General features: G+C 49.5%; 24 protein-coding genes. 12 read left to right on the top strand and 12 right to left on the bottom strand.

The genetic code is table 11. From position 1 onward, the window contains the following. Positions 1–13: 13 nt before the first annotated feature. From IZU26_RS07945 to IZU26_RS07895, 11 genes are all read right to left on the bottom strand, one after another. Positions 14–853 (bottom strand): carbohydrate ABC transporter permease, encoded by an 840-nt coding sequence (locus IZU26_RS07945; protein ID WP_433278120.1) that lies wholly within the window; start codon positions 851–853, stop codon positions 14–16. Then, positions 850–1,719 (bottom strand): carbohydrate ABC transporter permease, encoded by an 870-nt coding sequence (locus IZU26_RS07940; RefSeq protein WP_433278118.1) that lies wholly within the window; start codon positions 1,717–1,719, stop codon positions 850–852. The genes IZU26_RS07945 and IZU26_RS07940 overlap by 4 nt, the downstream gene beginning before the upstream one ends. A gap of 93 nt (positions 1,720–1,812) precedes the next feature. After that, the gene (locus tag IZU26_RS07935; RefSeq protein ID WP_433278116.1) at positions 1,813–3,174 is read right to left on the bottom strand and encodes an ABC transporter substrate-binding protein; all 1,362 of its coding nucleotides are present in this window, start codon (positions 3,172–3,174) and stop codon (positions 1,813–1,815) included. A 21-nt stretch (positions 3,175–3,195) separates the two neighbouring features. After that, positions 3,196–4,155, bottom strand: a complete 960-nt coding sequence (locus IZU26_RS07930) for a uroporphyrinogen decarboxylase family protein (protein ID WP_433278114.1) — start codon at positions 4,153–4,155, stop codon at positions 3,196–3,198. 93 nt (positions 4,156–4,248) lie between these two features. Beyond that, positions 4,249–5,751 carry a glycerol kinase GlpK gene (glpK, locus tag IZU26_RS07925; protein WP_433278112.1) on the bottom strand — a complete coding sequence of 501 codons (1,503 nt, stop codon included), beginning with the start codon at positions 5,749–5,751 and terminating at the stop codon, positions 4,249–4,251. A gap of 102 nt (positions 5,752–5,853) precedes the next feature. Then, entirely contained in the window at positions 5,854–6,693 is an 840-nt protein-coding gene (locus IZU26_RS07920; RefSeq protein WP_433278110.1) for a metal ABC transporter permease, read from the bottom strand. A 171-nt stretch (positions 6,694–6,864) separates the two neighbouring features. Beyond that, positions 6,865–7,746 (bottom strand): metal ABC transporter permease, encoded by an 882-nt coding sequence (locus tag IZU26_RS07915; RefSeq protein ID WP_310822249.1) that lies wholly within the window; start codon positions 7,744–7,746, stop codon positions 6,865–6,867. Positions 7,747–7,776: 30 nt separating this feature from the next. Continuing rightward, positions 7,777–8,667: a manganese/iron ABC transporter ATP-binding protein gene (locus IZU26_RS07910; protein ID WP_433278108.1), complete on the bottom strand. Its 891-nt coding sequence runs from the start codon at positions 8,665–8,667 to the stop codon at positions 7,777–7,779. A 13-nt stretch (positions 8,668–8,680) separates the two neighbouring features. Continuing rightward, positions 8,681–9,631 (bottom strand): metal ABC transporter substrate-binding protein, encoded by a 951-nt coding sequence (locus tag IZU26_RS07905; protein WP_433278106.1) that lies wholly within the window; start codon positions 9,629–9,631, stop codon positions 8,681–8,683. 444 nt (positions 9,632–10,075) lie between these two features. Then, positions 10,076–10,492 carry a manganese-binding transcriptional regulator MntR gene (gene mntR, locus IZU26_RS07900; RefSeq protein ID WP_310822255.1) on the bottom strand — a complete coding sequence of 139 codons (417 nt, stop codon included), beginning with the start codon at positions 10,490–10,492 and terminating at the stop codon, positions 10,076–10,078. A gap of 80 nt (positions 10,493–10,572) precedes the next feature. Further along, on the bottom strand, positions 10,573–10,782 hold the full coding sequence (locus tag IZU26_RS07895) for a hypothetical protein (protein ID WP_310822256.1): 210 nt from the start codon (positions 10,780–10,782) through the stop codon (positions 10,573–10,575). Positions 10,783–10,980: 198 nt separating this feature from the next. Between IZU26_RS07895 and IZU26_RS07890 the strand changes: the two genes are divergently transcribed. The 4 genes from IZU26_RS07890 to IZU26_RS07875 all read left to right on the top strand — a co-directional run bounded on the left by IZU26_RS07890 (position 10,981) and on the right by IZU26_RS07875 (position 14,104). Next, a complete protein-coding gene (locus IZU26_RS07890; RefSeq protein ID WP_038080378.1) occupies positions 10,981–11,592 on the top strand; it encodes an ATP-dependent Clp protease proteolytic subunit in 612 nt (203 codons plus the stop codon). Between the two features lie 18 nt (positions 11,593–11,610). Further along, on the top strand, positions 11,611–12,516 hold the full coding sequence (locus IZU26_RS07885; protein ID WP_310822259.1) for a GNAT family N-acetyltransferase: 906 nt from the start codon (positions 11,611–11,613) through the stop codon (positions 12,514–12,516). Between the two features lie 29 nt (positions 12,517–12,545). Then, positions 12,546–13,346 carry a DbpA RNA binding domain-containing protein gene (locus tag IZU26_RS07880; protein WP_021329394.1) on the top strand — a complete coding sequence of 267 codons (801 nt, stop codon included), beginning with the start codon at positions 12,546–12,548 and terminating at the stop codon, positions 13,344–13,346. A 71-nt stretch (positions 13,347–13,417) separates the two neighbouring features. Further along, the gene (locus tag IZU26_RS07875) at positions 13,418–14,104 is read left to right on the top strand and encodes an MBL fold metallo-hydrolase (RefSeq protein WP_433278102.1); all 687 of its coding nucleotides are present in this window, start codon (positions 13,418–13,420) and stop codon (positions 14,102–14,104) included. Between the two features lie 481 nt (positions 14,105–14,585). Here IZU26_RS07875 and IZU26_RS07870 read toward each other — a convergent pair whose 3' ends face one another. Further along, complete coding sequence (locus IZU26_RS07870) at positions 14,586–15,428, bottom strand: sigma-70 family RNA polymerase sigma factor (protein ID WP_038080380.1); 843 nt, start codon at positions 15,426–15,428, stop codon at positions 14,586–14,588. 474 nt (positions 15,429–15,902) lie between these two features. Here IZU26_RS07870 and IZU26_RS07865 point away from each other — a divergent pair, with 474 nt between their 5' ends. The 8 genes from IZU26_RS07865 (at position 15,903) to IZU26_RS07830 (ending at position 23,466) form a co-directional block, all read left to right on the top strand. Beyond that, positions 15,903–16,103, top strand: coding sequence for a hypothetical protein (locus IZU26_RS07865; RefSeq protein WP_433278100.1), 201 nt, complete (start codon positions 15,903–15,905; stop codon positions 16,101–16,103). A 151-nt stretch (positions 16,104–16,254) separates the two neighbouring features. Then, positions 16,255–18,048 carry an FAD-dependent oxidoreductase gene (locus tag IZU26_RS07860; RefSeq protein WP_310822267.1) on the top strand — a complete coding sequence of 598 codons (1,794 nt, stop codon included), beginning with the start codon at positions 16,255–16,257 and terminating at the stop codon, positions 18,046–18,048. A gap of 439 nt (positions 18,049–18,487) precedes the next feature. Beyond that, a complete protein-coding gene (gene aroF / locus IZU26_RS07855; protein WP_310822269.1) occupies positions 18,488–19,510 on the top strand; it encodes a 3-deoxy-7-phosphoheptulonate synthase in 1,023 nt (340 codons plus the stop codon). Between the two features lie 39 nt (positions 19,511–19,549). Then, the gene (locus tag IZU26_RS07850) at positions 19,550–20,470 is read left to right on the top strand and encodes a prephenate dehydrogenase (RefSeq protein ID WP_433278098.1); all 921 of its coding nucleotides are present in this window, start codon (positions 19,550–19,552) and stop codon (positions 20,468–20,470) included. 100 nt (positions 20,471–20,570) lie between these two features. Further along, positions 20,571–20,795, top strand: coding sequence for a DUF1902 domain-containing protein (locus IZU26_RS07845; protein WP_021329482.1), 225 nt, complete (start codon positions 20,571–20,573; stop codon positions 20,793–20,795). A 76-nt stretch (positions 20,796–20,871) separates the two neighbouring features. Then, positions 20,872–21,405: an adenine phosphoribosyltransferase gene (locus tag IZU26_RS07840; RefSeq protein WP_021329490.1), complete on the top strand. Its 534-nt coding sequence runs from the start codon at positions 20,872–20,874 to the stop codon at positions 21,403–21,405. 77 nt (positions 21,406–21,482) lie between these two features. Next, the gene (gene asnA / locus IZU26_RS07835; protein ID WP_433278095.1) at positions 21,483–22,514 is read left to right on the top strand and encodes an aspartate--ammonia ligase; all 1,032 of its coding nucleotides are present in this window, start codon (positions 21,483–21,485) and stop codon (positions 22,512–22,514) included. A gap of 31 nt (positions 22,515–22,545) precedes the next feature. After that, positions 22,546–23,466, top strand: a complete 921-nt coding sequence (locus IZU26_RS07830; protein ID WP_433278093.1) for an RluA family pseudouridine synthase — start codon at positions 22,546–22,548, stop codon at positions 23,464–23,466. The last annotated feature ends 139 nt before the right edge of the window (positions 23,467–23,605 follow it).

The following is a 23,605-nucleotide window of genomic DNA, read 5'->3' as shown; positions in this document are numbered from 1 at the left end:
CGCCTCGAAATACTTATCCTTTTACGGCTCCCGAAAGAGAACCGTATTTTTGCATCATTTGAAAAATCAAATACACGACTATAATCGGAATGATAACGACGGTCGTACCGGCAAGGATCACCGGCCACGGAGTAGAAAGACCGTCGCTGACAGGCAAAAGCGAAATCGAAATCATCAACGTATATTTTTCCGCTTTGCGCAAAAAAAGCATCGGCCAAAAAAAATCGTTCCAGCGAGCGACAATCGTCAACGAAGCCCACGAAATCAAAGCCGGTACTATGACGGGGAACATGATTTTATTAAAAATGCCGAAATCTTTACAACCGTCGATCCGCGCCGCTTCGAGCAGTTCATCGGGGACATCGAGTATATATTGCCGCATATAAAAGATACCGACGGCGGTTGCGATCTTCGGAACTATCAACGACCATAAACTGTTGATGAGATGGAGACGCCGCATAATCAAAAATTGCGGAACGGCTCCCACTTCGGGAGGAATGAGCATCGTCGCGATGACAAAGTAAAATAAAACATCCCGTCCGGGAAACCTGTACTTTGCAAACGCAAAGCCCGCGAGTGCACAAAAATACACCGTCGTAACCGTACCGAGCGCCGTCGTAAAAATACTGTTAAAGAAATTTTTTTCGATCGGGATCTGTTTAAAAAGCTGCATGTAATTGCGCAGCGTCGGATGCAAAACGAAAAGCGAATTAAAACCGCTTATATTTTCCGTCGGCGTTTTGAGTGAGATAATGCACATCCATGCGATCGGAAAAAGCGCAATAAAAGCGATACACAGCATGACGGCGTATTTTACGAGACACTGTGTCGATCGGACGGCTTGTGTCGTCATATTTCACCCTGCCCTTTTTTCACCGCAAACTGTATCAGCGACAACAGCAACAATATAAGCATAAGGATGCAACCGACGGCCGACGCATAACCCATCTTAAAAATCGTAAATCCCGTTTCGTACATATATTGAAAAAGAGAAGTATTGCTCGTGCCGGGACCGCGCAATATGTACGGTTCGTTGAAAATTTTCCACGAGTCAACCGTAAGCGTGATAAAGCAGAAAAAGATAATATTACTGAGTTCCGGAAGCGTGATATATATGAATTGCCGCAAAAATCCCGCACCGTCAACTTTCGCCGCATCGTAATAGTCGCGGTTGATCGCAAGCAAACCGGAATACAATATGAGCATAAACCACGGCGTGTTTCGCCACACATTGAGTACGATGACGGGCACCTTACTCAGATGAGTACTCGTAAGCCAAAGCTGCGGATTTCCCCTGCATAAAATTATTATTTCATTAATCAAACCGACAGTATCGTCAAACAGCAGGCGGAATATCAACCCCATGGCGATCGCCGCGCAGACGTTCGGCAAAAAAACGATCGTACTGAAAACAGATTTTGTCCTTTGCGCCAGAGAATTGACGATGAGCGCGAGCACCATCGCAAAAACGAGAATAAAAACAAGCGCCGTTATCCAATATATAAACGTATTGAAAAACGAATTCCAAAACATTTTATCGCCGGCAAGCATTATATAATTCGCCGTACCGACGTTTTTCGGCGTACCGATGCCGTTCCACTCCGTAAAGCTTATGACTATCGTCCACAAAAGCGGCACCAGCTGAAATACGAAAAACAATACAAAAAACGGTAAAATAAAAAGATACGGATATTTATATTTATTGATAGCAGAGCGCATACGCCCCTTTCTCCAAAAATCGGGCAGACTCGAAAGGGTCTGCCCTGAATAAGACCGGAGAATCTTAAAAATTTCGGTCTTCGGTGAGGCCCTCTATTCGACGACGACGGCTTTTCCGATCCTCTGCTTTAAGACGCTGTCCATATTTGCGACGGCTTGCTGCATCGTTTGGTCGCCGGCCACATAGAGTTCAAGCTCATGGCTGATGATCAAATCGGCTTCGGCATCCTGCGCAGTTACGGCAAGATTTTTGCTCGGGTTGTTCAAGCACTTCGCTTCCCACTCTCTGAAACTCTGTCCGCCGTAAAATTCGGACGGCTCTTTCCAAAACGGATCTTCGAACATGGCAAGCGTAATCGGATTCGCATACGGCGCGTTTTGCTCAACCATAGCCCGCACCCACGTCTTTCTCGCTTCGTTGTCATGATGGAAATCGTACCACAGCTTTTCGACGAGACCTGCGTATTTTCCGTCGGGTTTTGCGACGACGGCGAAGTATGAACATACAGGAGCGCCGCCCGTGCCGACTTCTTTAAATACGGGAGCCGGCATAACACGCCACTGCCCCGATGTTTCGTTTACGTTCTTTCTGATAAATTCGTCCCAAAATGCGCCGATATAAAAGGTCGCTATGCGGCCCGTACGCATAGCATCGTAGAGCGGTGCTTGGAAAATCGCGGAATTCAGCAAGAGTTTTTCCGAATACAATGTATCAAGCACACCCATCGCAAGTTTCGTACCCGGATCGGATCCGATCACTACGGAGCCGTCATCGCCCCATATCCGCGCATTCGCCTGCGGCATCAAACCCCGTCGTCCCCAATAACGCCACGTCATCGCACCCGGATCGATGTAGGAAAGATATACGGTTCCGCCGCTCTTTTGCTTGAGCGTACGACCCGCTTCAATATAGCCGTCCATCGTCGACATCGTCGCCGGATCGATTCCGTATGCATCCAAAACCGCTTTATTGTAAAAGAGAACTTGCGGGCGTACTTGATCGGGCAAACCGTAAATGCGTCCTTTGTAGACCGCATCGTTTTCGCAGCCTGCGACAAAATCCGAAAGCATCGGTTTTACGTAATCGGTTTCATCCTTTATCATACCGCCGGCAGCGAGATCCTTTAAGTTGACGGGATCTATATATATGGCATCGGGCAGATCCTGATATGAACCGGCAAGATAGGTCATCGAAATTTTTTCGCGCGTATCGGCGGCTCCCTTCGTCTGCACAATTTCGATTTTTACATCCGGTGCAATGTCTCTGTTTTTTTCAAGCCACGCGTCGTAATATTGCAAAAGATATTGCGGCTGCCCGTAGCCGTAGATAACGACGGTTCCTGCAGGATACACCGCCTTGCTGCCCGCACCCTTTGTCTTTTGAGAACATCCCGCAAGCGATAGGGCGAAGACAGCGAACGCGACGGAAAAAACGATACTCATTCTCTTGTTCATATTGTCTCCTTGAGTTAATTATTATTTCGAACGCGCGGTTCGCACCGCCGTGTTAATCCGTTCGTAAGCCAAATCCGTTGCAAGCGTGCAGTCCGCCCCCATGATAAACTTTTTATGCCCCATTTCGGCGATAATTTTTTTGATCGCTTTCTTTAAATCTTCATCGCTGCCCTGAGTCCACATCTTCGCGCGGTTCGGAAGCCCTCCCATAATCGCGGAAGTTGAAAAAAGCTTTTTCCCTTCTTTAAGAGAAAAATTCGTTTCGACAACGCCCCAGTTTACGATATCCGTATAGGACGCATAGGGCTTAAAACGCTGCATATTTAAATTATTTTTACACATATGCAACAGCACATATCCGCCCTTCGCTTTTATATGCTTTATCACTTGTAAATCGAAGGGCAAAACAGCTCGGGAAAATTCTTCATCGGTATAAAAATGGCGTTCCCCGCCGAGCGCCGCGTAATAGACGCCGTCGGCTCCGGCTTCGAAGATCATATCCGCCATAATGCAAAGCCCGTCGGCAATCCTCCGGCATGCGTCGAGATACGGCTCGCCCTTTTCACGCAGATGCGACACCTGCATCTCCCGTACGGGAAGGTAGCCGTAGCGCGCTTCAATCGGATGAATCGATGAAGCGCAAATTCCGTGAATCGTCGCAAGAGAAAAATCGTCCGGTCCCAAACGATCGATAATCTTTTTGACAAAATCACCGAAGTCGGAAATAAATTTCGTTTTTCGGCTGAACGACGGAATGATTTTCCAATCCGTCGGAACACGGATGCTGCCGAAATCGGGAACGAGATATTCGTTCATTATCTTCATAATATCGACATCGGTTTTTTTGTAGAATTCGAGATGCGATGCTACACCCTTATTCGATTTTGCCTTTTCGGAAGGAAAATGAAGAGAATACGAAGAAGGTACAACATCGACCTCTTGTCCGAGTACGGCTGCAAGCACACGTTCACGTTTCGTCATTGCACAATCCTTTTATAACCGTCGCTGAAAACCGACGGCGTTTTCAAAAGTTTTTTATAACAAAATTAACGATAAAACAAATATACGTAGTTGTCAACATTTTTCCGCCCAGCCTTTTGCACGTTCGACCGCACGCTTCCACGACGCGTACAGCGCATCGCGCTTTTTATTTTCCATCTCGGGAGTAAAAATTCTATCCATCTTCCAAAAGCCGAGCAATTCGTCTTTATCGTGCCAAAAGCCGACGGCAAGCCCCGCAAGAAAGGCGGCGCCCGTTACCGTCGTTTCGACGTTTTTCGGCCGGTACACGGGCGTATCGAGTATGTCGGACTGAAACTGCATCATCGGATTGCTCACACTCGCCCCGCCGTCGACTTTGAGCGTCGGAATCGCGCAGCCTGCGTCCTCTTTCATGCACTCAAGCTCGTCCTTTACTTGAAACGCGATCGCTTCGAGCGCCGCACGGCAGATATGCGCTTTATTCGCACCGCGCGTAAGCCCCGTAATCGTACCGCGCGCATAGGGATCCCAGTACGGCGCACCGAGTCCCGTAAAAGCCGGCACGATAATCACGCCGTTCGAATCCGAAACGGTTTCGGCAAGCGTATCGCATTCGTGCGCCGTCGCAATGAGGCCGAGTTCGTCGCGCAGCCATTTGATGAGCGCCCCGCCGATAAACACGCTGCCTTCGAGCGCGTAGGTCACGGAGCCGTTTATACCGAGCGCAATCGTCGTCAACAGTTTGTGAGAAGATGCGACCGGCTTTGTCCCCGTGTGCATGAGCAAAAAACAGCCGGTGCCGTACGTCGATTTCGTTTCGCCCGCGTTGAAACAGCCCTGTCCGAAAAGTGCCGCCTGCTGATCGCCGATAACGGACGCGATCGGAACTTCGAAACCGCATACGTTTTTGTCGGTCGTCGTATACACGCACGATGAATCTTTTACGTCGGGAAGAATGCATCGCGGTATACCGAGCAGCTGCAAAAGGTCGTCGTCCCATTTCAGCGTGTGAATATTGAAAAGCATCGTGCGGCACGCATTCGTATAATCCGTTACGTGACATTTGCCGCCGCTCAGCTTCCACACGAGCCACGTATCGATCGTACCTGCCAGGAGCTCGCCGTTTTGTGCACGTTCACGCACGCCTTCGACGTTGTCCAAAATCCATTTGATTTTCGTACCGGAAAAATACGCGTCGGGAAGCAGCCCCGTCTTTTCGCGGATCACGTCCCCCTGCCCCGACAGCACCAATTCGTCGGCGAGTTCCGCCGTTCTGCGGCATTGCCACACGATCGCGCGATACACGGGCTTTCCCGTCGCCTTATCCCACAGCACGACAGTTTCCCGCTGATTCGTTATGCCGATCGCAGCGATTTCCGCCGCTTCGATGCGGGCGCTCCGCACGACTTCTTGGAGCACCGAAAGCTGGCACAAAAACAGCTCTTCGGCATCGTGCTCGACCCAGCCCGGCTTCGGATAATATTGATTGAATTCTTGCTGCGCACTTGCAATTTTATTCGCTTCGTGATCAAACACGACAGCCCGCGACGACGTCGTTCCCTGATCGAGCGCAACGATATACTTTTTTTCGGACACAGCGCACCTCCGCGATATAAGTGCCATTATACCACGAAATTCGCCGCATAGCCAAAAAAAATAAAAGATTCGGTTTCGACTTTGCTTTTTTAGAACGACTTTTTACAATAATTTCCGGCGCACAATCATGCCGTACTTCGGCGCAAACATCATCGTCAAAACGAAAAACAGCGCTTCGGTTAAAATAATGCATGCGCCGGTCGCTCCGTTCAAAAAATAGCTTGCGTAAGTACCGATGAGCGCGCTCGCCGCGGCCGACAGCGCGGAAATACAAAGCATGCGGTTAAGTCTGTCCGTTAAAAGATAGGCGATACAGCCCGGTATAATCAGCATTGCAACCGTAAGCAAAATCCCGACCGCTTGCAGCGAAGCGACGATCGTCAGCGCCGTAAGCGCAAGAAAAAGATAATGTATAAACCTTATGTTGAGCCCGATCGCCCTCGCATGATTTTGATCGAACAAATACAAAAGAATATCTTTGCGCTTGGCGACGACCAGCACAAGCGTTATGAGCGAACAGACAACCGCCTGTATCATATCGCGCTTTTCAATTCCCAAAAGGCTCCCGAACAGAATATGCATAAAATGGATGTTCGAACTCACCTTCGTAACGAGGATCAAACCCAGCGCCGTCATGCCGGTAAAAACCGCGCCCATAACCGAATCTTCACGGATGCGGCTCCGCTCTTTTATCCAGCCCGTGGCAGCCGCGTTGAGCAAGCCCGCCGCAAAGGCGCCGACTCCCAGCGGAATATGAACGAGGTAGGCAACGACGATGCCCGGCAGTACGGCGTGCGAGATCGCATCTCCCATGAGCGACCATCCCTTTAAAATAAGGTAGCACGAAATAAGGGCACACACGCAGCCGACCAAAGCCGCAATCACGAGCGCCTTTACCATAAAGCCGTACATAAACGGTTCGATAAGTTTTGTCCACAACATACCTTTCTCCCAACTGCCCTCCGCTTGTTACCTTTTTTCGGGCGGCTCGGTTTTCGCGCCTGCGAAAACCGCCGGGTTTTCCGGGGTTCCGCCTTTCGGCTCCATTCCTCCGCTCGCGTTCCGTTCGCTCCGGAACTGCCGCCCCTCCAACCCCTGCCGCAAAAAGTACCTTCAGCCTTCGGTCGCTCTTTTTGCAAAAAAAGCCCTTACAGCCTTTGCCGCGTTCAGCTTTGCCGCAAGTATTCCGTGACGCGGCGCAAAAAAGAGGACGGCTAAAAAAAACAAAAACTGCAGCGCAACAATGCAGCCGCCTGCCGACCCGTTCAAAAAATAACTGATATACGCGCCGGCGGAAGACGTCAGCACGCCGATAATCGACGCGAGGCGCATCATCGACGAAAATTTATCGGTAAGCAAATAGGCGGCTGCTCCCGGCGTTACAAGCATTGCGACAACCAAAATACTACCGACCGTTTGCAGCGCGGCGATCGCCGTAACGGCGAGCAGCGTAAGCAGCAAGAGGTACAAGACATTCGTGTTGAGGCCTATCGCGCGCGCCTGCGCCGGGTCGAACGAAAAAAGGCGCAAATCCTTCCACTTAAGCAAAATAATCGCAAGGCTGCTCCCGGCAATAATCAGCGTTTGAACGATGTCACGGTCGGCAATGCCGAGGATGTTTCCCATAACGATCGTCGAAAGCGTTATGTTGCTCGGAAACAGCGAAATAAGCAAAACGCCCAGCGCAAAAAAAGTCGTATACACGATTCCGATAACGGCGTCTTCGCGGATCCTCGTGCGCTTTTTTATAAAGCCCATCGCAAGGGCGGCGAGCATACCGCTTATAAACGCGCCGACCGAAAACGGTATGCCGATTATGTACGCAACGGCAACTCCCGGAACCACCGCATGCGATAAGGCATCGCCGAGCAGCGACCAGCCTTTGAGTACGACAAAGCACGAAAGCAGCGCGCACACACCGCCGATAAAGCCGCTGACGAGGATCGCCTTTACCATGTATTCATATTGAAACGGAATCAATAAATTCGAAAGCATTCATATTCCTCCGCAATTCCCTTACGCCGATTATTTCGGCAAAGCGGCTTCAATGTTTCTGACGCCGCGCCGATAGGGCTTGCCTTCCCGCTTTGTAATCAGGGCACCTTCATCGTCGGTAAACACTCTAAACTCGTGCGCGCTGTCTTCGGGATTGTCGGTGTGATCGAGTTTAATGGTACGCAGCGCCCCGCCGAACGCTTTTATAAGATTGTCGGCCGTAAAAGTCGTTTCCGTCGGGCCTGCGGCAAGCACCGTTTTGTTGATAATCACGACGTGATCGCAAAATTCGGGAACCGAACCCAAATCGTGCGTCGACACGAAAATCAAGTGGCCGTCGTTTTTAAGTTCGCGCAAAAGATCGATTATCGCCGTTTCGGTTTTAACGTCGACCCCCGTAAAGGGCTCGTCGAGCAGGATGATTTTTCCCCGCTGCGCCAAAGCGCGCGCAAGAAAGACCCGCTTTTTTTGCCCGCCGGAAAGTTCTCCGATTTGCCGGTCTTTAAACTCGAGCATTTGCACGCGCTCAAGACTGCGTTCGGCAATCTCTTTGTCTTCCTTATTCGGTATACGCAAAAAATTCATATAACCGTAGCGCCCCATCATAACGACATCCCATACGCTTACCGGAAACGACCAGTCAACTTCTTCGGACTGCGGTACGTAGGCAAGCAAGTGATGTTTTTGCGCCACCCTCACCGGTTCACCGCAAATCGTTACCGAACCGTTCATCGGTTTAATAAAACCCATTATCGTTTTAAAAAGCGTGGACTTGCCGCTGCCGTTTACGCCGACGAGCGCCGTAATCGTTCCTTTTTGCAAGCGAAACGACGCATCGTAGAGCGCAACGTGGCCGTTATTGTACGCGACGCTTACGTTTTGTACCGCAAGTTCAACGGGAACTTCCCTATCGGTATTCATATTTTGCCTCGCATTATTTTGACAAACTGTCTTGAAATCCCCTTACAATCGTATCCGCATTGTATTCGAGCATTTTCAAATACGTCGGCGCATCCCCGTCTTCGTAGGTTAAAGAATCGACGTACAAAACACCGCCGTAATAAGCGCCGGTTTCTTTGCACACTTGCAGCTGCGGCTTATTGCTGATCGTACTTTCGGAAAATGCGACGGGAATGTGATTTTTCCGTATCGTGTCCACAACCTTTTGAATTTGCTGCGGTGTGCCTTCTTCATCGGCGTTTACCGGCCACAGGTACAATTCCTTCATATTGCAGTCGCGGATAAGGTACGAAAAAGCGCCTTCGCAGGTTACAAGCCAACGCTGCTCTTCGGGGATTTCAGAAAGCTTGTCGGCCAAAAAACCGTCGATTTTTTTAATGCTTTCGCTGTAGGATGCCGCGTTTGCGTTAAACGTTTCGGCATTGGCAGGATCCAAAGCGACAAAGGCTTTTCGGATATTTTCGACATAGACAAGGGCGTTTTTCGGCGACATCCACGAGTGAGGATTGGGCATGCCGTTGTACGGGCCTTCGCCGATACCAAGCGGCTCTATGCCCTCGCTCAGCGTTGCGCTCGGCACGTTTTTAACGCTTCCCATAAATTTTTCGAACCAGCGCTCAAGGCCGAAGCCGTTGCGCAAAACCAAATCCGCAGACTGCGCCTTTACGACGTCGAGCGGCGTCGGTTCGTATTCGTGAATTTCCGCACCGGGCTTTGTAATCGATTCGACGAGAATCTTATCGCCCGCAATATTTTGCGCCATATCCTGCAAGATCGTAAAAGTCGTTACGACACGCTTGGGGCGTGCCGAATCCTGAGCGCTCGCGGATGCCGCACTTTTCTTTGCGCATCCGGTAATACAGACGGCGCACAACACTGCCGCCGCGGCAACCGAAGCGGCGGTAAACCCTATGTTTTTTTTCATATCAACTCCTATAAAAACTTTTGCAGGAAATATCAATTTCCGAAAAAGTTTTTAGCCGTGCGCGCGTGCGCACATGTTCAATAGTCGAGTTTGCAAAATAAAGCGTATCGTATTCATGCGATTTTTATCGAAACGACACGTATACACGTCTTCTGCAAACATCCAAGCAAACTCGAGATAAAAAGCGACGGCGATATTTCAGACGGGGCTTTTTATCGTACCTCCTATAAAAAGCGGCGGTCATTCAATCACCGCTTGAACAAAATCTCCGGTCAATGATGTAGTATATACTACATACAAAAGCCGGTTTTTCCTTTTGCCGAATATATATCCGGCGGACGATACGTAGTAAAAACTACATACCATCCGCCATAAATGTAGTGCATACTACCGATCTTTGTCAAGAGGAAGAATCAAAAAGTATAGAAAAAACGATGCGGGAATTTAATGCTCGGCTATAAAGTTTTTCATGCACTCGAGCGTTTCGGAGCTGATGTGATGTTCCAAGCCCTCGGAGTCGATCATCGCGGTTTTTTCGCTCACACCGATTTTCAATAAAAAGCTTCGGACAATGCCGTGACGCTTCGTACATTTTCGCGCAAGCGCATAGCCTGCTTCGGTAAGGATTATCGGTTTGCGCGCTTCGTTTTCTATAAAACCGTTGGCTTTCAATCGCTGCAAAACTTGGATAACGGATACATGGCTCACGCCGAAATACCGCGCAAGATCCATAACGCGGCATTCGCCCCTTTCTTTTATTATCTTTGCGATGACTTCGGTATAATCTTCGAGGATTTCCGTCGCGTGGTCGGCGCGTGTCCGAGAAAAAGCCAATGACGCTTCCGTTTGTTCTTCCGACATTTTACCTCCGTCTTCGATAAGGTTTCATACAAGAATCTCCCGAAAGAAGATAAATAAGCGCATTGGTGTCCGCCAGACAATCAATCCCATTCATTCCGCATTTCCTTTTGCATTGCAAGACCGTCGCGCCGTATGTTTACACTGCCGAAATATTGCGATAAATCACGTCCTTGCGTTTGTTCGGTATTCTTTTTGTAACGGTACAAAATATATTCGACATAATTTTCGATATCCGCAAGGTGTTCCTGCGGTACCGTTTTTATCTGTTCAAAAAGCGTTTCGCACGCCATATTCCACCTCTGCTTTACATCGGGATATATTGATTATAGCGCAAGTTTCCATATTCCGCTATCACAGTGTCAGGGCGTACGAACACGACGAAAAATCCCGCCTTGCTCACAACGCATTATTTCAGTATATTATTATAAGCTATTTTCCAACCGTTTGGTGGTATTTTATCAGGAGCAATCGTGTATAAGTATGTGACGATGTCGCCTCGATGCGACGATGATGAAGACGATGAAAAGAAAAAAATGCCGGAAATGCCCGATCCGCTTACGGAAAAATTTTTAAAGACGCGGCAGATTATCCTGTCGGGCGAAATCAATAAAGATTTGGCGGATAAAGTCGTGCGGCAGCTGCTCGTACTTGAAGCGGCAGACGATGAAAAAACGATTTATATGTATATCGATTCGCCCGGAGGGGATGTCGATGCGGGTTTTGCAATCTTCGATATGATTCGCTTTATCAAATCTCCGGTAGTCCTCATCGGCATGGGGCTGGTTGCAAGCGCAGCCGCTCTTGTGCTGCTTGCCGTTCCGAAAGACAGGCGCGCGGGGCTTCCGAACAGCCACTATCTCATTCACCAGCCGATGAGCGGCATGAAAGGCGTCGCGACGGACATCGAAATCCACGCGAAAGAGCTTGCAAAAACGCATGCGAAACTCAACCGCATCATCGCCGAAGAAACGGGTACGAACGAAGAACAGGTCGCAAAAGATACCGATCGTGACCACTGGCTCGACGCGGACGAAGCGGCGCAGTACGGTCTTATCAGCCGTGTCGTCAAAACGCGGGCGGAAATTGTCAAAGGCGATTAGGGCGCGAAATAAATCGATATGACTTTCGATTTGACCGGAACGCTTGCAGACGCAATCGCGGATGCGATCGAAAATCAGGAGCGGCGTTTCGTCGTCGACGCTGAAACGGGTACGCTTGTTGACGCGGCATCGGTTAGGTTGGATGAAGTACGGTATTATGCATTGCCCGAATGGGATTCCGCGGCGGGTTTTAAATTGCGGGAAGCTTTCGCCGCTTCCGTATATGCGCCGCTTGTCCGTGCCGAGCTGCAGGATGTTTTGCATTCGGGAAGGGGGGTGTTCAGAAATTTCAAGATTGTTTTAAAACGATTTCCTGAAGCCGAAAAAAAATGGTACCGCTTTAAAAACAAAAAGCTGCACGAATATATCGGCGGATGGTACAACGGTTTACGCGAAATATGGGGTTTGGAAAAGCTCGATCATATTGTCGAAGAAAACGACGATTTGATTCGAGACGACTTCACGTTTCAGGAATACGATTCCGCACGGGACAGGGATTGTATCTTTCATTCGGGATCCGTACGCGATTTTTACGGTATTTTATCTAACGATATCGACTCCGATGAAATTGCAAATGCCGTTTCCGAATTATGGCGGCAGCTTTTCGCATTCGGAGAATCCGTACATCAAAGCGGTTTTGTCTGCCGCGCATTAAACGGCGATTTTGCCGGATGCATTACGGCGGCGAGCGTTTCGTCCCGCATTGAAACGACGGCCGTCTTAACAAGTTTTTTCGTGTCCGAACCGTATCGCGGATTGGGCATCGGAAGCGAACTTTTTTCACTTTGCCTCGCAGACCTTCAAAAGCGGGGCAAGCGTTATGTAGTCACTGCAAACACGATTATACCCGACAGCCTCGTCGCTCTGTTTGAGCGCAACGGTTTTCAAAAAATAGGCTCGGGTTTTGCAGCAAAGATTCAGTAATTTTTATTTTGATTTGAAGAGGTAACGATATGGCATTCCAACGGGAGATTGAAATCGACAAAGAGCGCGTAGTGTCTTTTTTGAAAAACGCGCTGAACAAAGTGATGACCGAAGAAAATCCGGATCTGCTCAACGACTTGAAAAAAATATTCAAACGGACGATTCCGTTTTCGAAACGTATGTACGTCGCCGCGTATCTGACAAAAGAGATGCAGGGGAAATTTCACGGAACTTCAAACACGAGACGAAACGGCGCTTCGCTGCACGGTGTGCGAGGCACGCGAAATTTCAAAGACGCCCCCTACGGCAGATCTTCATACGACGATCGACGAGAAAACGGAGAATCGCTTGCCGACGAACTTCGTGATGAAGCGCATACTCCGCATCCGCGCGTACAAATCGACGAATCGCTTGCCGCAACGATATTTATCAGCATCGGGCGAAACAGACGTGTATATCCGCGCGACCTCGTAGGTCTGCTCGTAAGCGTCGCCGGCCTCGACCGCGACAGAATCGGCGATATCCGCGTGCTCGCAAATTATTCGTTCGTGCAGCTGTTCAAAGACGATACGGAAAAAGCGATCGCCGCGCTCAACGGTTACGATTACCGTGGTCGAAAACTTGCAGTGAGCTTTTCCCGTCAAAAAGACGACACAGCCAACGGCGAAAATGCGTACTCCTCCGATGTGCCGGACACGACGCAAACGACAGAAGACGCAAAGGCCTACGCAGCTGCGGAAAAAGCCGCACAGGACAAAGAACCCTTCGCTTCTCCCGCATATAAGGGCGAAAACGACGAAACGCCGCCGTCGGGCGACTATCTCGTCTAAACATCGGTAAAGCCGTCTCTTTTCGGGACGGCTTTTTTATAAAGGAACGGCGAAAACAAAACGGGGGCATTATGGAAGCATTAACAATTTTGCGAACCGGACCGCTCGGCGTAAACACATATATCGTGCCGCTTGCAGGCGATACCGTATACATCGTCGATCCCGCCGCCTGCGCCCTCTCCGGCGATGAAACGAAAATCACCGCATGGCTTAAAGAGCACAAAAAAGAGCCGCGCGCAATTATCTTAACGCACGGACACTTCGATCACATTTTGGGGCTTCCGATTTTAAAGCGTGCCTACCCCGCCTGTCCGATCGCCGTTCACAAAGACGATGCGTGCCTGCTCGGAGGCACTTCGGCTCAAATCGAATCGCTTCGCTTGATGGGCATTGAAGCGATAGCCCGTACGCTTCGCGATATGCCTCTTTGCGACATAACGTTTTCCGGAGGCGAGACGCTCGAAGAAATCATCCCGTGCGAAGACGGCGGCGTGAGCGCTTTTCTTTCAAAGTGGAAGATAGTGCATACGCCGGGACATACGCCCGGCTCGGTTTGCCTCTACAGCGCAGAACGAAATGAGCTCATCTCGGGCGACACGGTATTTTACCGCAGCTGCGGTCGTACCGATTTGCCGGGCGGAGATGAGCGCACAATGTATGCAAGTCTTGCCTTAATCAAAAAAGAGATTCCGCCGAACACGCTCGTATACCCCGGACACGACGCTTACGGTTTTCCGCTTAGTGAAAATTATCAGTAGAAAAGCGGGGTTTTGAAAGTATCAGCCAATAAAGCTATACTTTCGGCGAGAACTTCGTCCGCTGGCTCACGCCGTTCGCTGCGCTTACTGACGAGTTTGCGTTGCAAACTCGCCGTATAAATGCCGCGGTTGTGCTTTTAAACGCCGCTTCCGCAAGCTGAACGCACAAAATCGTACGCAGGTCTCCCGCTTGAACGCCGCATCGCGCTTGCTTCCGGTCGTTTTGTCACGCGGCCTGAAAGTCGCATCCGTACATTTTTATTTGTTTTCAAAATTTGATATTTAATCGATTCGTAAAACAAACGGAAAAGGGTCTGTCTTAAAAGTTACTTACTTTTTCGACAGTCCTGCGAGTTTTAGAAAACTCGAAATTGAACCTAATAGACAACATTAAATTGATAAAAAACCGCTGCAAAGCGCCCGTATCACTCTGCAGCGGTATGTCACTCTCTCTGTCTCCGATGTTCTCTATGCGGTATGGTTATGCCGTCAGCGTCTCCTCTTTCGCTTCGCCGAAAATGGGTGCGTTTTCTTTTATAAAACGCACTGCACGTATTTCAGCTTTGCGTACGGTTTCCGAAGATACGCCGAGCAGCTTGCTCGTTTCAAATAATGTCCGCTGTTCCATGCTGTCGAAATCGTAACGGCAACACATGACACGACTCTCGCCTTTCGGGAGCGTATCGATAAACGAGCGGACTTCCTGTTTTAAAATCCTGCCGATCGCCGTTTCTTCCGGCCCTGCACTCATATCGGGTATGCTGTCGCCGAACGCGGTATCGTCGTATTCGCTGCACGGAGCATCGAGGCTTACGACGTTCCACGGCATGACCGCGATGTCGCGCACCGTTTTTTCTTCAATGCTCAACACGCGTGCGATATCCGCATCTGACGGCGCAAAACCGTTTTTCGCAAAAAGCTCCATACGCGCTTCGTTGATTTTCCGAAACAATTCGATTTTGTTATCGGGGATATAGACTTCCGTCGATTTTGTGTGTACGTAGCGCTGCATGTATTGCAAAATCCACGGGTAAGCATACGTCGAAAATCGAGTATGAAACGATGTTTTGAATTTCGAAAGAGCGGTCATCAAACCGATATTGCCTTCCTGTATCAAATCCATAAAGGGCGTATACGAATCCGCAAAGCGCCCTGCGATGCTGATGACGAGGCGCAGGTTCGAATTGATAAAGCGCTTTCGTGCAGCTTCGTCGCCTTCGGCAATGCGCTCCAATAGCGCTTTTTCTTCTTCCGCCGTCAGCAAACGGTACGTTTTGACTTCATTGAGGTACAGAGCGTAAACGGTATCGCTTTGTTTTTTCATACGTGTGCTCCATCGTAAAAACGCGTTCATATAGCCGAGCGGCCGCCTCTTCTCAACCGCCGGTATTTGTCACGCTCCGATATATCCCTCCGAAAGTTGAACTCTCGATTATTTATATGCAAATATTGTGCCAAATAATTTATTTTTCACGTTTTTCGACAAATCATATAATTCATTGTAATATAATTAATTATATGTTATATCGAAACAAAAAAGGTTTTCCAATGAAAACAAAATAAGACACTGTATACTTTTTTATACTATTAAAGTAGATGATATGTACAAACTGTCTACTTTTATGCACAGTGAGTACATACCGAAGCGGCAGATATACCGGCCGGTACGACGGCGGGCAGTCAGAGGGGCGTACGGAAAAGTTACGCAAGCGGCGCCCAGCGATGCGTTTAGCATACGGCATCCGAGAGGCTGTCTCAAAAGTCGGTTACTTTTTCGACAGCCAAACCCCGCTTTACGTTGATACGGGACAGTATCGCTTACGGTAATTTGGAAGCAAGCGATGCGCAGATTATCGCTGCTGCCCGCCTTGCAAATGCGGACGCTTTTATCCGCAGACTTGAAAAGGGTTACGATACCGTCATTTCGGGCGACGGCTTCGAAAACGAGAGCACGATTTGTTTTGCGAACAAGCAGATGAGAACGCAGACAATGAGCTGAGAGCGTAAGATGTACGAGATTGACGTCAGGAACGAACCGTGTTAGTGTATCTAAACGTAATTAATAAAAAGCAAAGTGAAAAAATCGAACCGTTGATATGAAGGTTGCAACGTTGTTATCCTGACACTCTGTTTTTTTATAGGAGGAAATTATGAAAAAATCGGTAAAGGTGCTTACGGCGCTTTTGACGGCGGTAAGTTTATTCGCATGCAAATCGGGAAAGGTGCCTGAAAAAAAAGCTTCGTTCAAACCGGGAACGTATTCCGGTCAAGCGCAAGGGTTTCACGGCCTTATCAAACTCAACGTTACGGTGGACGAACGCTCCATCAAAAAAATTGTCATTACCGAACAAAATGAAACGGAAGGGATCGGAAGCAATGCGGTGGAACAGCTGCCCGGAAAAATCGTCAAAGCGCAAAGCTTGGCGGTGGATACGATCGCGGGCTGTACGATTTCGAGTAAAGCCATTCTTGCGGCAGTCGAGACGGCATTGGCGTCGTCGGGAGCCGATACGGCGGCGCTGAAAAAAGTGCAAAAGACGGAGGCTCGGACGGTTGCGACAAAAGAATTAAATACGCAGGTTTTGGTCGTCGGAGCGGGAGGGGCAGGCATGACGGCAGCTCTTCGCGCGGCGCAAAAAGGCCTAAAAGTATTGGTCGTTGAAAAGATGGCGTATGTGGGCGGAGCGACGGCTATGTCGAGCAGTTCCACCTTTGCACAAGGTACGCGTACACAAAAAGAAAAAGATTCTCCCGAAGCGGCAAAAGAAGATTTATTGAAAGTGGGCAATAATAAAAATGACGATATTCCCGTTACGCTGCTTGCGACATATTCCGGAGAAGCAGTTGACTGGCTCGATGACAGCGGTGTCGATTATGCTGATGACACGGGAAGGGCAAGCGCCGAATACCGCGTAGGACGCGCACGTATGCATATTTCAAGGTCGGGAGCAGGATTAATAAAAAATCTTTACGACGTATTGCGTGCACAGGGCGTGGAAGTGAAACTCAATACTCCGGCTTATAAATTGATTACGGATAACGGCAAGGTGACGGGTGCATGGGCACACGGCGAAGATGCCGATTATAAAATCAATGCCGACGCCGTCATTTTGGCGACGGGCGGCTATTGTTATGACAATCGCTATATTTCAAAAGAATTGAAAAAACTCCCGAACAGCGGATCCGTTGCCAATACGGGAGACGGCTTGACGATGGTGGAACCTCTCGGCGCCAAGCTTATCAATATGGAATATGTCGCGGTTGCAGGTCACGGCATCAGAAAAGGTAATTCATCCCAGCATACCAAGCCGCAGTGTTTGACGGCTTACCGTACGACAGGTACTATCCTGGTGAATATGGCGGGTAAAAGAATTGTCAACGAAACGGGTACCGATGCCAAATTGGTGGATGCCATGGCGAAGGCGGGCAGAGTATTCATGCTTATGGACAAAGCCGCTTTCGATGCGTATACGTCGAGTGCCATCGAACGAAAATATTTTTCCGAAGCGGATAAAGAGCAGTGGCTCAAAGAAAACGGTACGGGCATAACGGTGTTCGCGCACGGTGATTCGCTGAAAGAAGTTGCCGAAAGGGTCGGTATGGATGCCGCAGGTCTTGAAAAAACATTTGAAGCATATAAGTCGTACGCGGCGAAAGGCGAAGACCCCAACTTCGGCAGAAAAGCGACGATCGCATTGAGCGATAAAGGACCGTATTATCTTGTCGAACAGTGCCTGCGTTACAGCACGACGCTCGGCGGGGTCCAAATCAATGAAAAATTGCAGGTACTCAAAAAAGACGGTACGGCGATTGAAGGCTTATATGCCGCAGGCGAATTCGTAGGCGGCGTGTTCGGCGAGCGTTTTCCGCCTTCATCCGGCGTCGGCTGGGCTATGACGAGCGGCAAACTGGTCGGAGAATCGGTTGCTGAAGCGCTGAAGTAGACAGATGTTTGTAGACACGGACTTCGGAAAATGATATGCGGTAGTTCGGCAACACCCTTGACAAACGCGATTGTTTTTCGCTAGAGTAAAATCATGAAACACGGCTTTTCCGTAAAAAACGATATGCGCTCACTTTCTGCGGGCGGCTTGCCTGCAGCATACTCTTATTATCGCTATCGCTTTTTCTCTGTATGCGGAAGAGTCCCGCCGGCCTAAGGCTGCGTATGTGTTTTACTGAAAGTAGGTAAACAGAGGGAACTCTTCGGAGTTCCCTTTTTTATTCGTGCAGAGGGTTTAATACCCCGACGCTTGCGTCGTAACAAAGGGTATTAAAGCCGACTGCAACCACCTTATAGAACACACAGTGCGAAACATTGAGCACTGTGCCACGACGCTTGTGTCGGGGTTGTTGATTTTAAATTATTAAAAGGGGTGTGCGATGATTGTTATTTTGAAAAAAAATGCGACGGATGCCGAGATGCAGGATTTTATCCGGCACTGGAAAGAAAGAGGCTACGGCGTTCACGTTTCGTGCGGAGAGGAAGCGACGATCCTCGGCTTGCTCGGTGATACGACAAAACTCGATACGGAAAGCGTTATCGCGAATCCGATTGTCGAAGACGTAAAGCGGGTTACGGCTCCGTACAAAATGGCGAACCGTGCCTTTCATCCCGACAATACGGTCATCACCGTCGGTACGGGAGGAGATGCGGTAAGTTTCGGGGGCAATACGGTTCCCGTGATTGCGGGTCCGTGTTCCGTCGAAAGCGAAGAGCAGGTTGTCGCGATTGCGAAAGCAGTGAAAAAAGCGGGTGCAAAATTGCTTCGCGGCGGCGCGTTTAAACCGCGCACATCTCCGTATGCGTTTCAGGGGCTCGGTGCACAAGGTCTTGAATTTTTAAAATCGGCAAAAAAAGAGACGGGACTTCCGATCGTTACCGAATTGATGGACGTACGCCAGCTGCAGTATTTTGCCGACGTCGACGTGATTCAAATCGGCGCGCGCAATATGCAAAACTTCGATTTATTAAAAGAGATGGGCAAAGCCGGAAAACCGATTTTATTAAAACGTGGCATGGCGGCAACGGTTAAAGAACTGCTCATGTCCGCCGAATACATTATGGCAAGCGGCAACGAAAACGTCATCCTCTGTGAACGCGGCGTGCGTACCTTCGATTCCTATACGCGTAACTGCCTCGACGTGAGCGCCGTTCCGTATCTGCACAAAGTGAGTCACCTCCCGGTTATCATCGATCCGAGCCACGCGTGCGGCATGAGCTGGATGGTACCGACTCTTGCAAAAGCCGCCGTCGCGGCAGGCTCAGACGGCCTTATTATCGAAGTGCATAACGATCCGAGCCGCGCTCTGTGCGACGGCGAGCAAAGCCTGCGTCCCGACGAATTCGCTTCGCTGATGAAAACGCTCGCCCGCGTTGCGGAAATCGAAAGACGAAGCGTGTAACGACACCGTGCATAATGCGCACAATTTATGGGGGAAATTATGAATGCGATGAGTAATCTTCGGGATGCTCTGTACGGCATCGTCGGGCTCGGCATCATGGGCGGCTCCGTTGCAAAAGCCATCCGCGCCAACGTGCTCGACATGCCGGAAGCTCGAGGAAAAATTTTTGCATGCGATGCGCTTGGCGCAACGCTCGACGCTGCCGTCCGCGACGGCGTTATCGACGAGGGCTTTGCTCCGAGCGATGCGGGCGCCATGCTCTCTCAGTGCGATATCGTATATATTTGCCTTTATCCGCACGCAACGCTCGAATTTATTAAAGCGCACCGAAACGATTTTAAAAGCGCATCGATCGTTACCGACATAAGCGGCGTCAAAACGTTTTTAGCCGACGGACTTGCAGATTTTTCGAGGAACGACGTCGATTGTATCTTCGGGCACCCGATGGCCGGCGGTGAAAAGGAAGGATATGTCAACTCGAACGGTGCATATTTTAAAGGGCGAAATTATATCTTGATGCTGCAGCCTTCGAATAAAGCCGAAAACATCGCACTCATAAAAAGCCTTATCGCCGCGATGGGCTTTACACGCATCGTCGAAACGGACTGCAAAACTCATGATCGAAAAATCGCTTTTACGAGTCAGCTGTGCCACGTCATCGCATCCGCCCTGGTCAAAAGCGCCGAAGACGAAACGATTACCGAATTCGGCGGCGGAAGCTTTGAAGACTTGACGCGCATCGCGATGATCAACGCGCCCTTGTGGACGGAACTTTTTCTCGCAAATAAAGACGAACTTCTTTCGCATATCGCAGCCTTTGAAAAGCAGCTTACGCTTATAAAAAAAGCCGTCGCCGAATGTGATGCCGCTTCGCTCGAAGCTTACCTCGAAGATGTGCGTACACGCCGAATGAATATGGGAACCTTCGTCGTCAAAACGAGTACGGTACCGAACGGTTGAGGATGCGCCGATTGATCCGAAGGGGGCTGCCGCTGCAAACTTCGAAATTAAGTAATTTTTGAACCTTGTACTCAGGCGCCAATCATGATACGATATTGATATGGAATATAGGATAAAAACGATTTGGGATCCTGAAGCTGCCGTATGGACTGCGACGAGTGACGATGTACCCGGACTCTGTCTTGAATCCGGTTCACTCGATGCGCTTATTGAAAAAGTTAAATATACCGTGCCCGAACTTTTAGCGATGAATACGAAAACGACTGCCGGTACGGATATCGCGGTTTCATTTGCAGCGCAGCGTAAAGAAGTCGTGGCTCTTTGACGGCGGAATACGAAAAAAAGATTTGTTTAAACCTTCGTATTGACGAGGTGAAGTCCGTTCATTAAAATTGATAACTATGAGCGATCTTGACGTGCTCGACGGAGCGATCCGTCGTGTTCCCGACTTCCCGAAGCCGGGTATTCTTTTCTACGATATCACCGGCATCTTCGTCAACCCGCAGGCGTTTTCATTTTGCATCGACAGCATGGTAAACATATACGGCGATAAAAATTTAGATGCGGTTGCTGGCGTCGAATCGCGCGGCTTTTTATTTGCCGCTCCGTTTGCGCTTCGCATGGGGATCCCGCTCGTGCTCGTACGCAAAAAAGGAAAGCTTCCGGGCGATAAATATACGTGTGCGTATTCGCTCGAATACGGACAAGCGGAAATCGAAGCGCATAAATCCGACATTGAAAAAGGGAAACGCTATCTCATCGTCGACGATCTGATCGCGACGGGCGGAACACTCCAAGCTTCCCGCAGCCTTATCGAACAGGGCGGCGGCATCGTTTCCGATTTTTTCGGCGTCATAGGACTTTCCGACCTGCATTACAGAGAAGCGCTTGAGCCCATACGTGTTACGACGCTCATCGATTATCACGGTGCATAATCAAATTTAACAATCGCAGGCTTCCGGGAACTCGACCGTTTTTTGGAAGTCTCCGATTATCGATTACGGATGTTTTTATGAATGAATTGCCGCAGCATTACAAGCAGATACTGAATTCGAAAGAAACGGAACACGCTATCGTTTTGATAAAAAATTTTTTTCAAACGGCGCTTTCAACCGAATTGAATTTGACGCGCGTCACCGCTCCTCTTTTCGTGCAGAGCGGACTCGGCATAAACGACGATTTGAACGGTGTCGAAGAGCCGGTATCGTTTCCGGTAAAAGATATGGGAAACAAGCGCATGGAAATCGTACAGTCGCTCGCCAAGTGGAAGCGGCTCAAAGTGACGGAACTCGGTATGCAGCCGAGCTTCGGCATTTACACCGATATGAATGCGATCCGTCCCGACGAAACGCTCGATGCGATTCATTCGCTGTACGTCGATCAATGGGATTGGGAAATGGCGATTATGCCTGAAAATCGGACGGTGTTTTATCTGCACGAAATCGTAAAAAAAATCTACCGCTGCCTCAAGCGCGCAGAGTTTTATATTTACGATCACTACGCTGCGATTACGCCGTCTCTTCCGGAAAATATTACGCTGCTGTATGCCGATGATTTGGAACGCGAATATCCGGCTCTCTGTCCGCACGAACGGGAAGCGAGGGCTGCAAAGAAATACGGCGCGGTGTTTATAACCGGCATCGGCGGAAAAATGTCGAGCGGTTCCGTTCACGACGGACGCGCGCCCGATTACGACGATTGGATTACCGAAACGGGCGACGGACACCGCGGCTTAAACGGCGACATCATCGTGTGGAACAGCGTCCTCAAAGCGCCGCTCGAACTTTCATCAATGGGCATCCGCGTTTCTCCCGAATCGTTGAAAGCGCAGCTCAAAGAGCGGGGCTGTATCGATCGCGAAAAATTCGAATTTCACAAAAAATTATTAAAAGGCGAACTGCTGCAAACGCTCGGCGGCGGCATCGGACAGTCGCGGTTGTGCATGTTTTTGCTCAGAAAAGCGCACATCGGCGAAACACAGGTGAGTATTTGGCCGAAAAAAATGATTAAAGACTGCGCCGACTTAGGCATTGCGCTTTTGTAGCGCGAAGGATCCGCATAAAAGCGGCTGCTCGGTGGAAACGATTTTTTTTATTGCCGATGAAACTTCCCGTCTCGACGAGCTTTTGAGAAAAAAACTGGTACAATATTTGAGCGGCGAAAATCCCGTAAGCAATTCGAAAATACGCCGCCTCATCGTCGCAGGCGCGGTATTCGGCGACGGCACCCAGCGGCGAATACCTGCGTACACGGTAAAAAAGGGATGCCGCATCGCAGTAAAAATCGACAGAGAAAAATTTTTTTACGAAAAACAAAACGACGACATATTTTTCGAGCTTTCGGAAAAATCGATTTTATACGAAGACGATTGTTTGATAATCGTCGATAAACCCGATCGCTTTCTTACGGAGCCGACGGTTGCGGGAAAGCGCGGCAATATGCACGATGCGGTCATCGCTTGGTTGTGGAAAAAAGATCCGTCGCTTCGAAACAGGCCGTATGCGGGTATCATGCACCGCCTCGACAGGACGACGAGCGGCGTGCTGCTTTTTACAAAACAGCGATCGGTCAACGCGCGTATGCATGAACTCTTCGAAAACGGCGGCGTGAAAAAGACGTACCGCGCCCTCGCCGTAAAACCTTTCGCATCGCCCGAAGCGTACTTCAGCGTCGAAAGTAACATCGGCAAAATCGGCGGAAGCGGCATGTGGGGCGAAGCAAAAGACGGGCGCTTTGCGCGCACCGATTTTGCACTGCTCGGCGAATGCACGAGGGACGGGAAAAAATTGTTAAGGGTTGAAGCGAAGCCGATTACGGGGCGCACGCATCAGATCCGTATCCACCTCGCCTCTCGCGGCATGCCGATTTTAGGCGACGAACGCTACGGCGGGGAAAAGGCCGAACGGCTTTTTCTGCATGCGTATTCGATTTCGTTTCCGCATCCGCTAAGCGGGAAAATGCTTACGGTGTGCGCTCCGCTGCCTGCGGGATTTTAGGGTGCACGAAATTTAATAACGATTTTGATTTGAATGACGGAGCATACCTTATTCGTTTTTATCTGTCGTTTTTACCTTGACAAAACCCGTAATTTCACTATTATATAATTGTATTGAGTATGACAAAATATCGTGTTTT

Source organism: Treponema sp. SP13 (genome assembly GCF_050938355.1).
GTDB classification, from domain to species: domain Bacteria; phylum Spirochaetota; class Spirochaetia; order Treponematales; family Treponemataceae; genus Treponema_D; species Treponema_D socranskii.
Note: the sequence above shows the minus strand (reverse complement) of the source record. Positions and strands in the feature narration are given on the sequence as shown.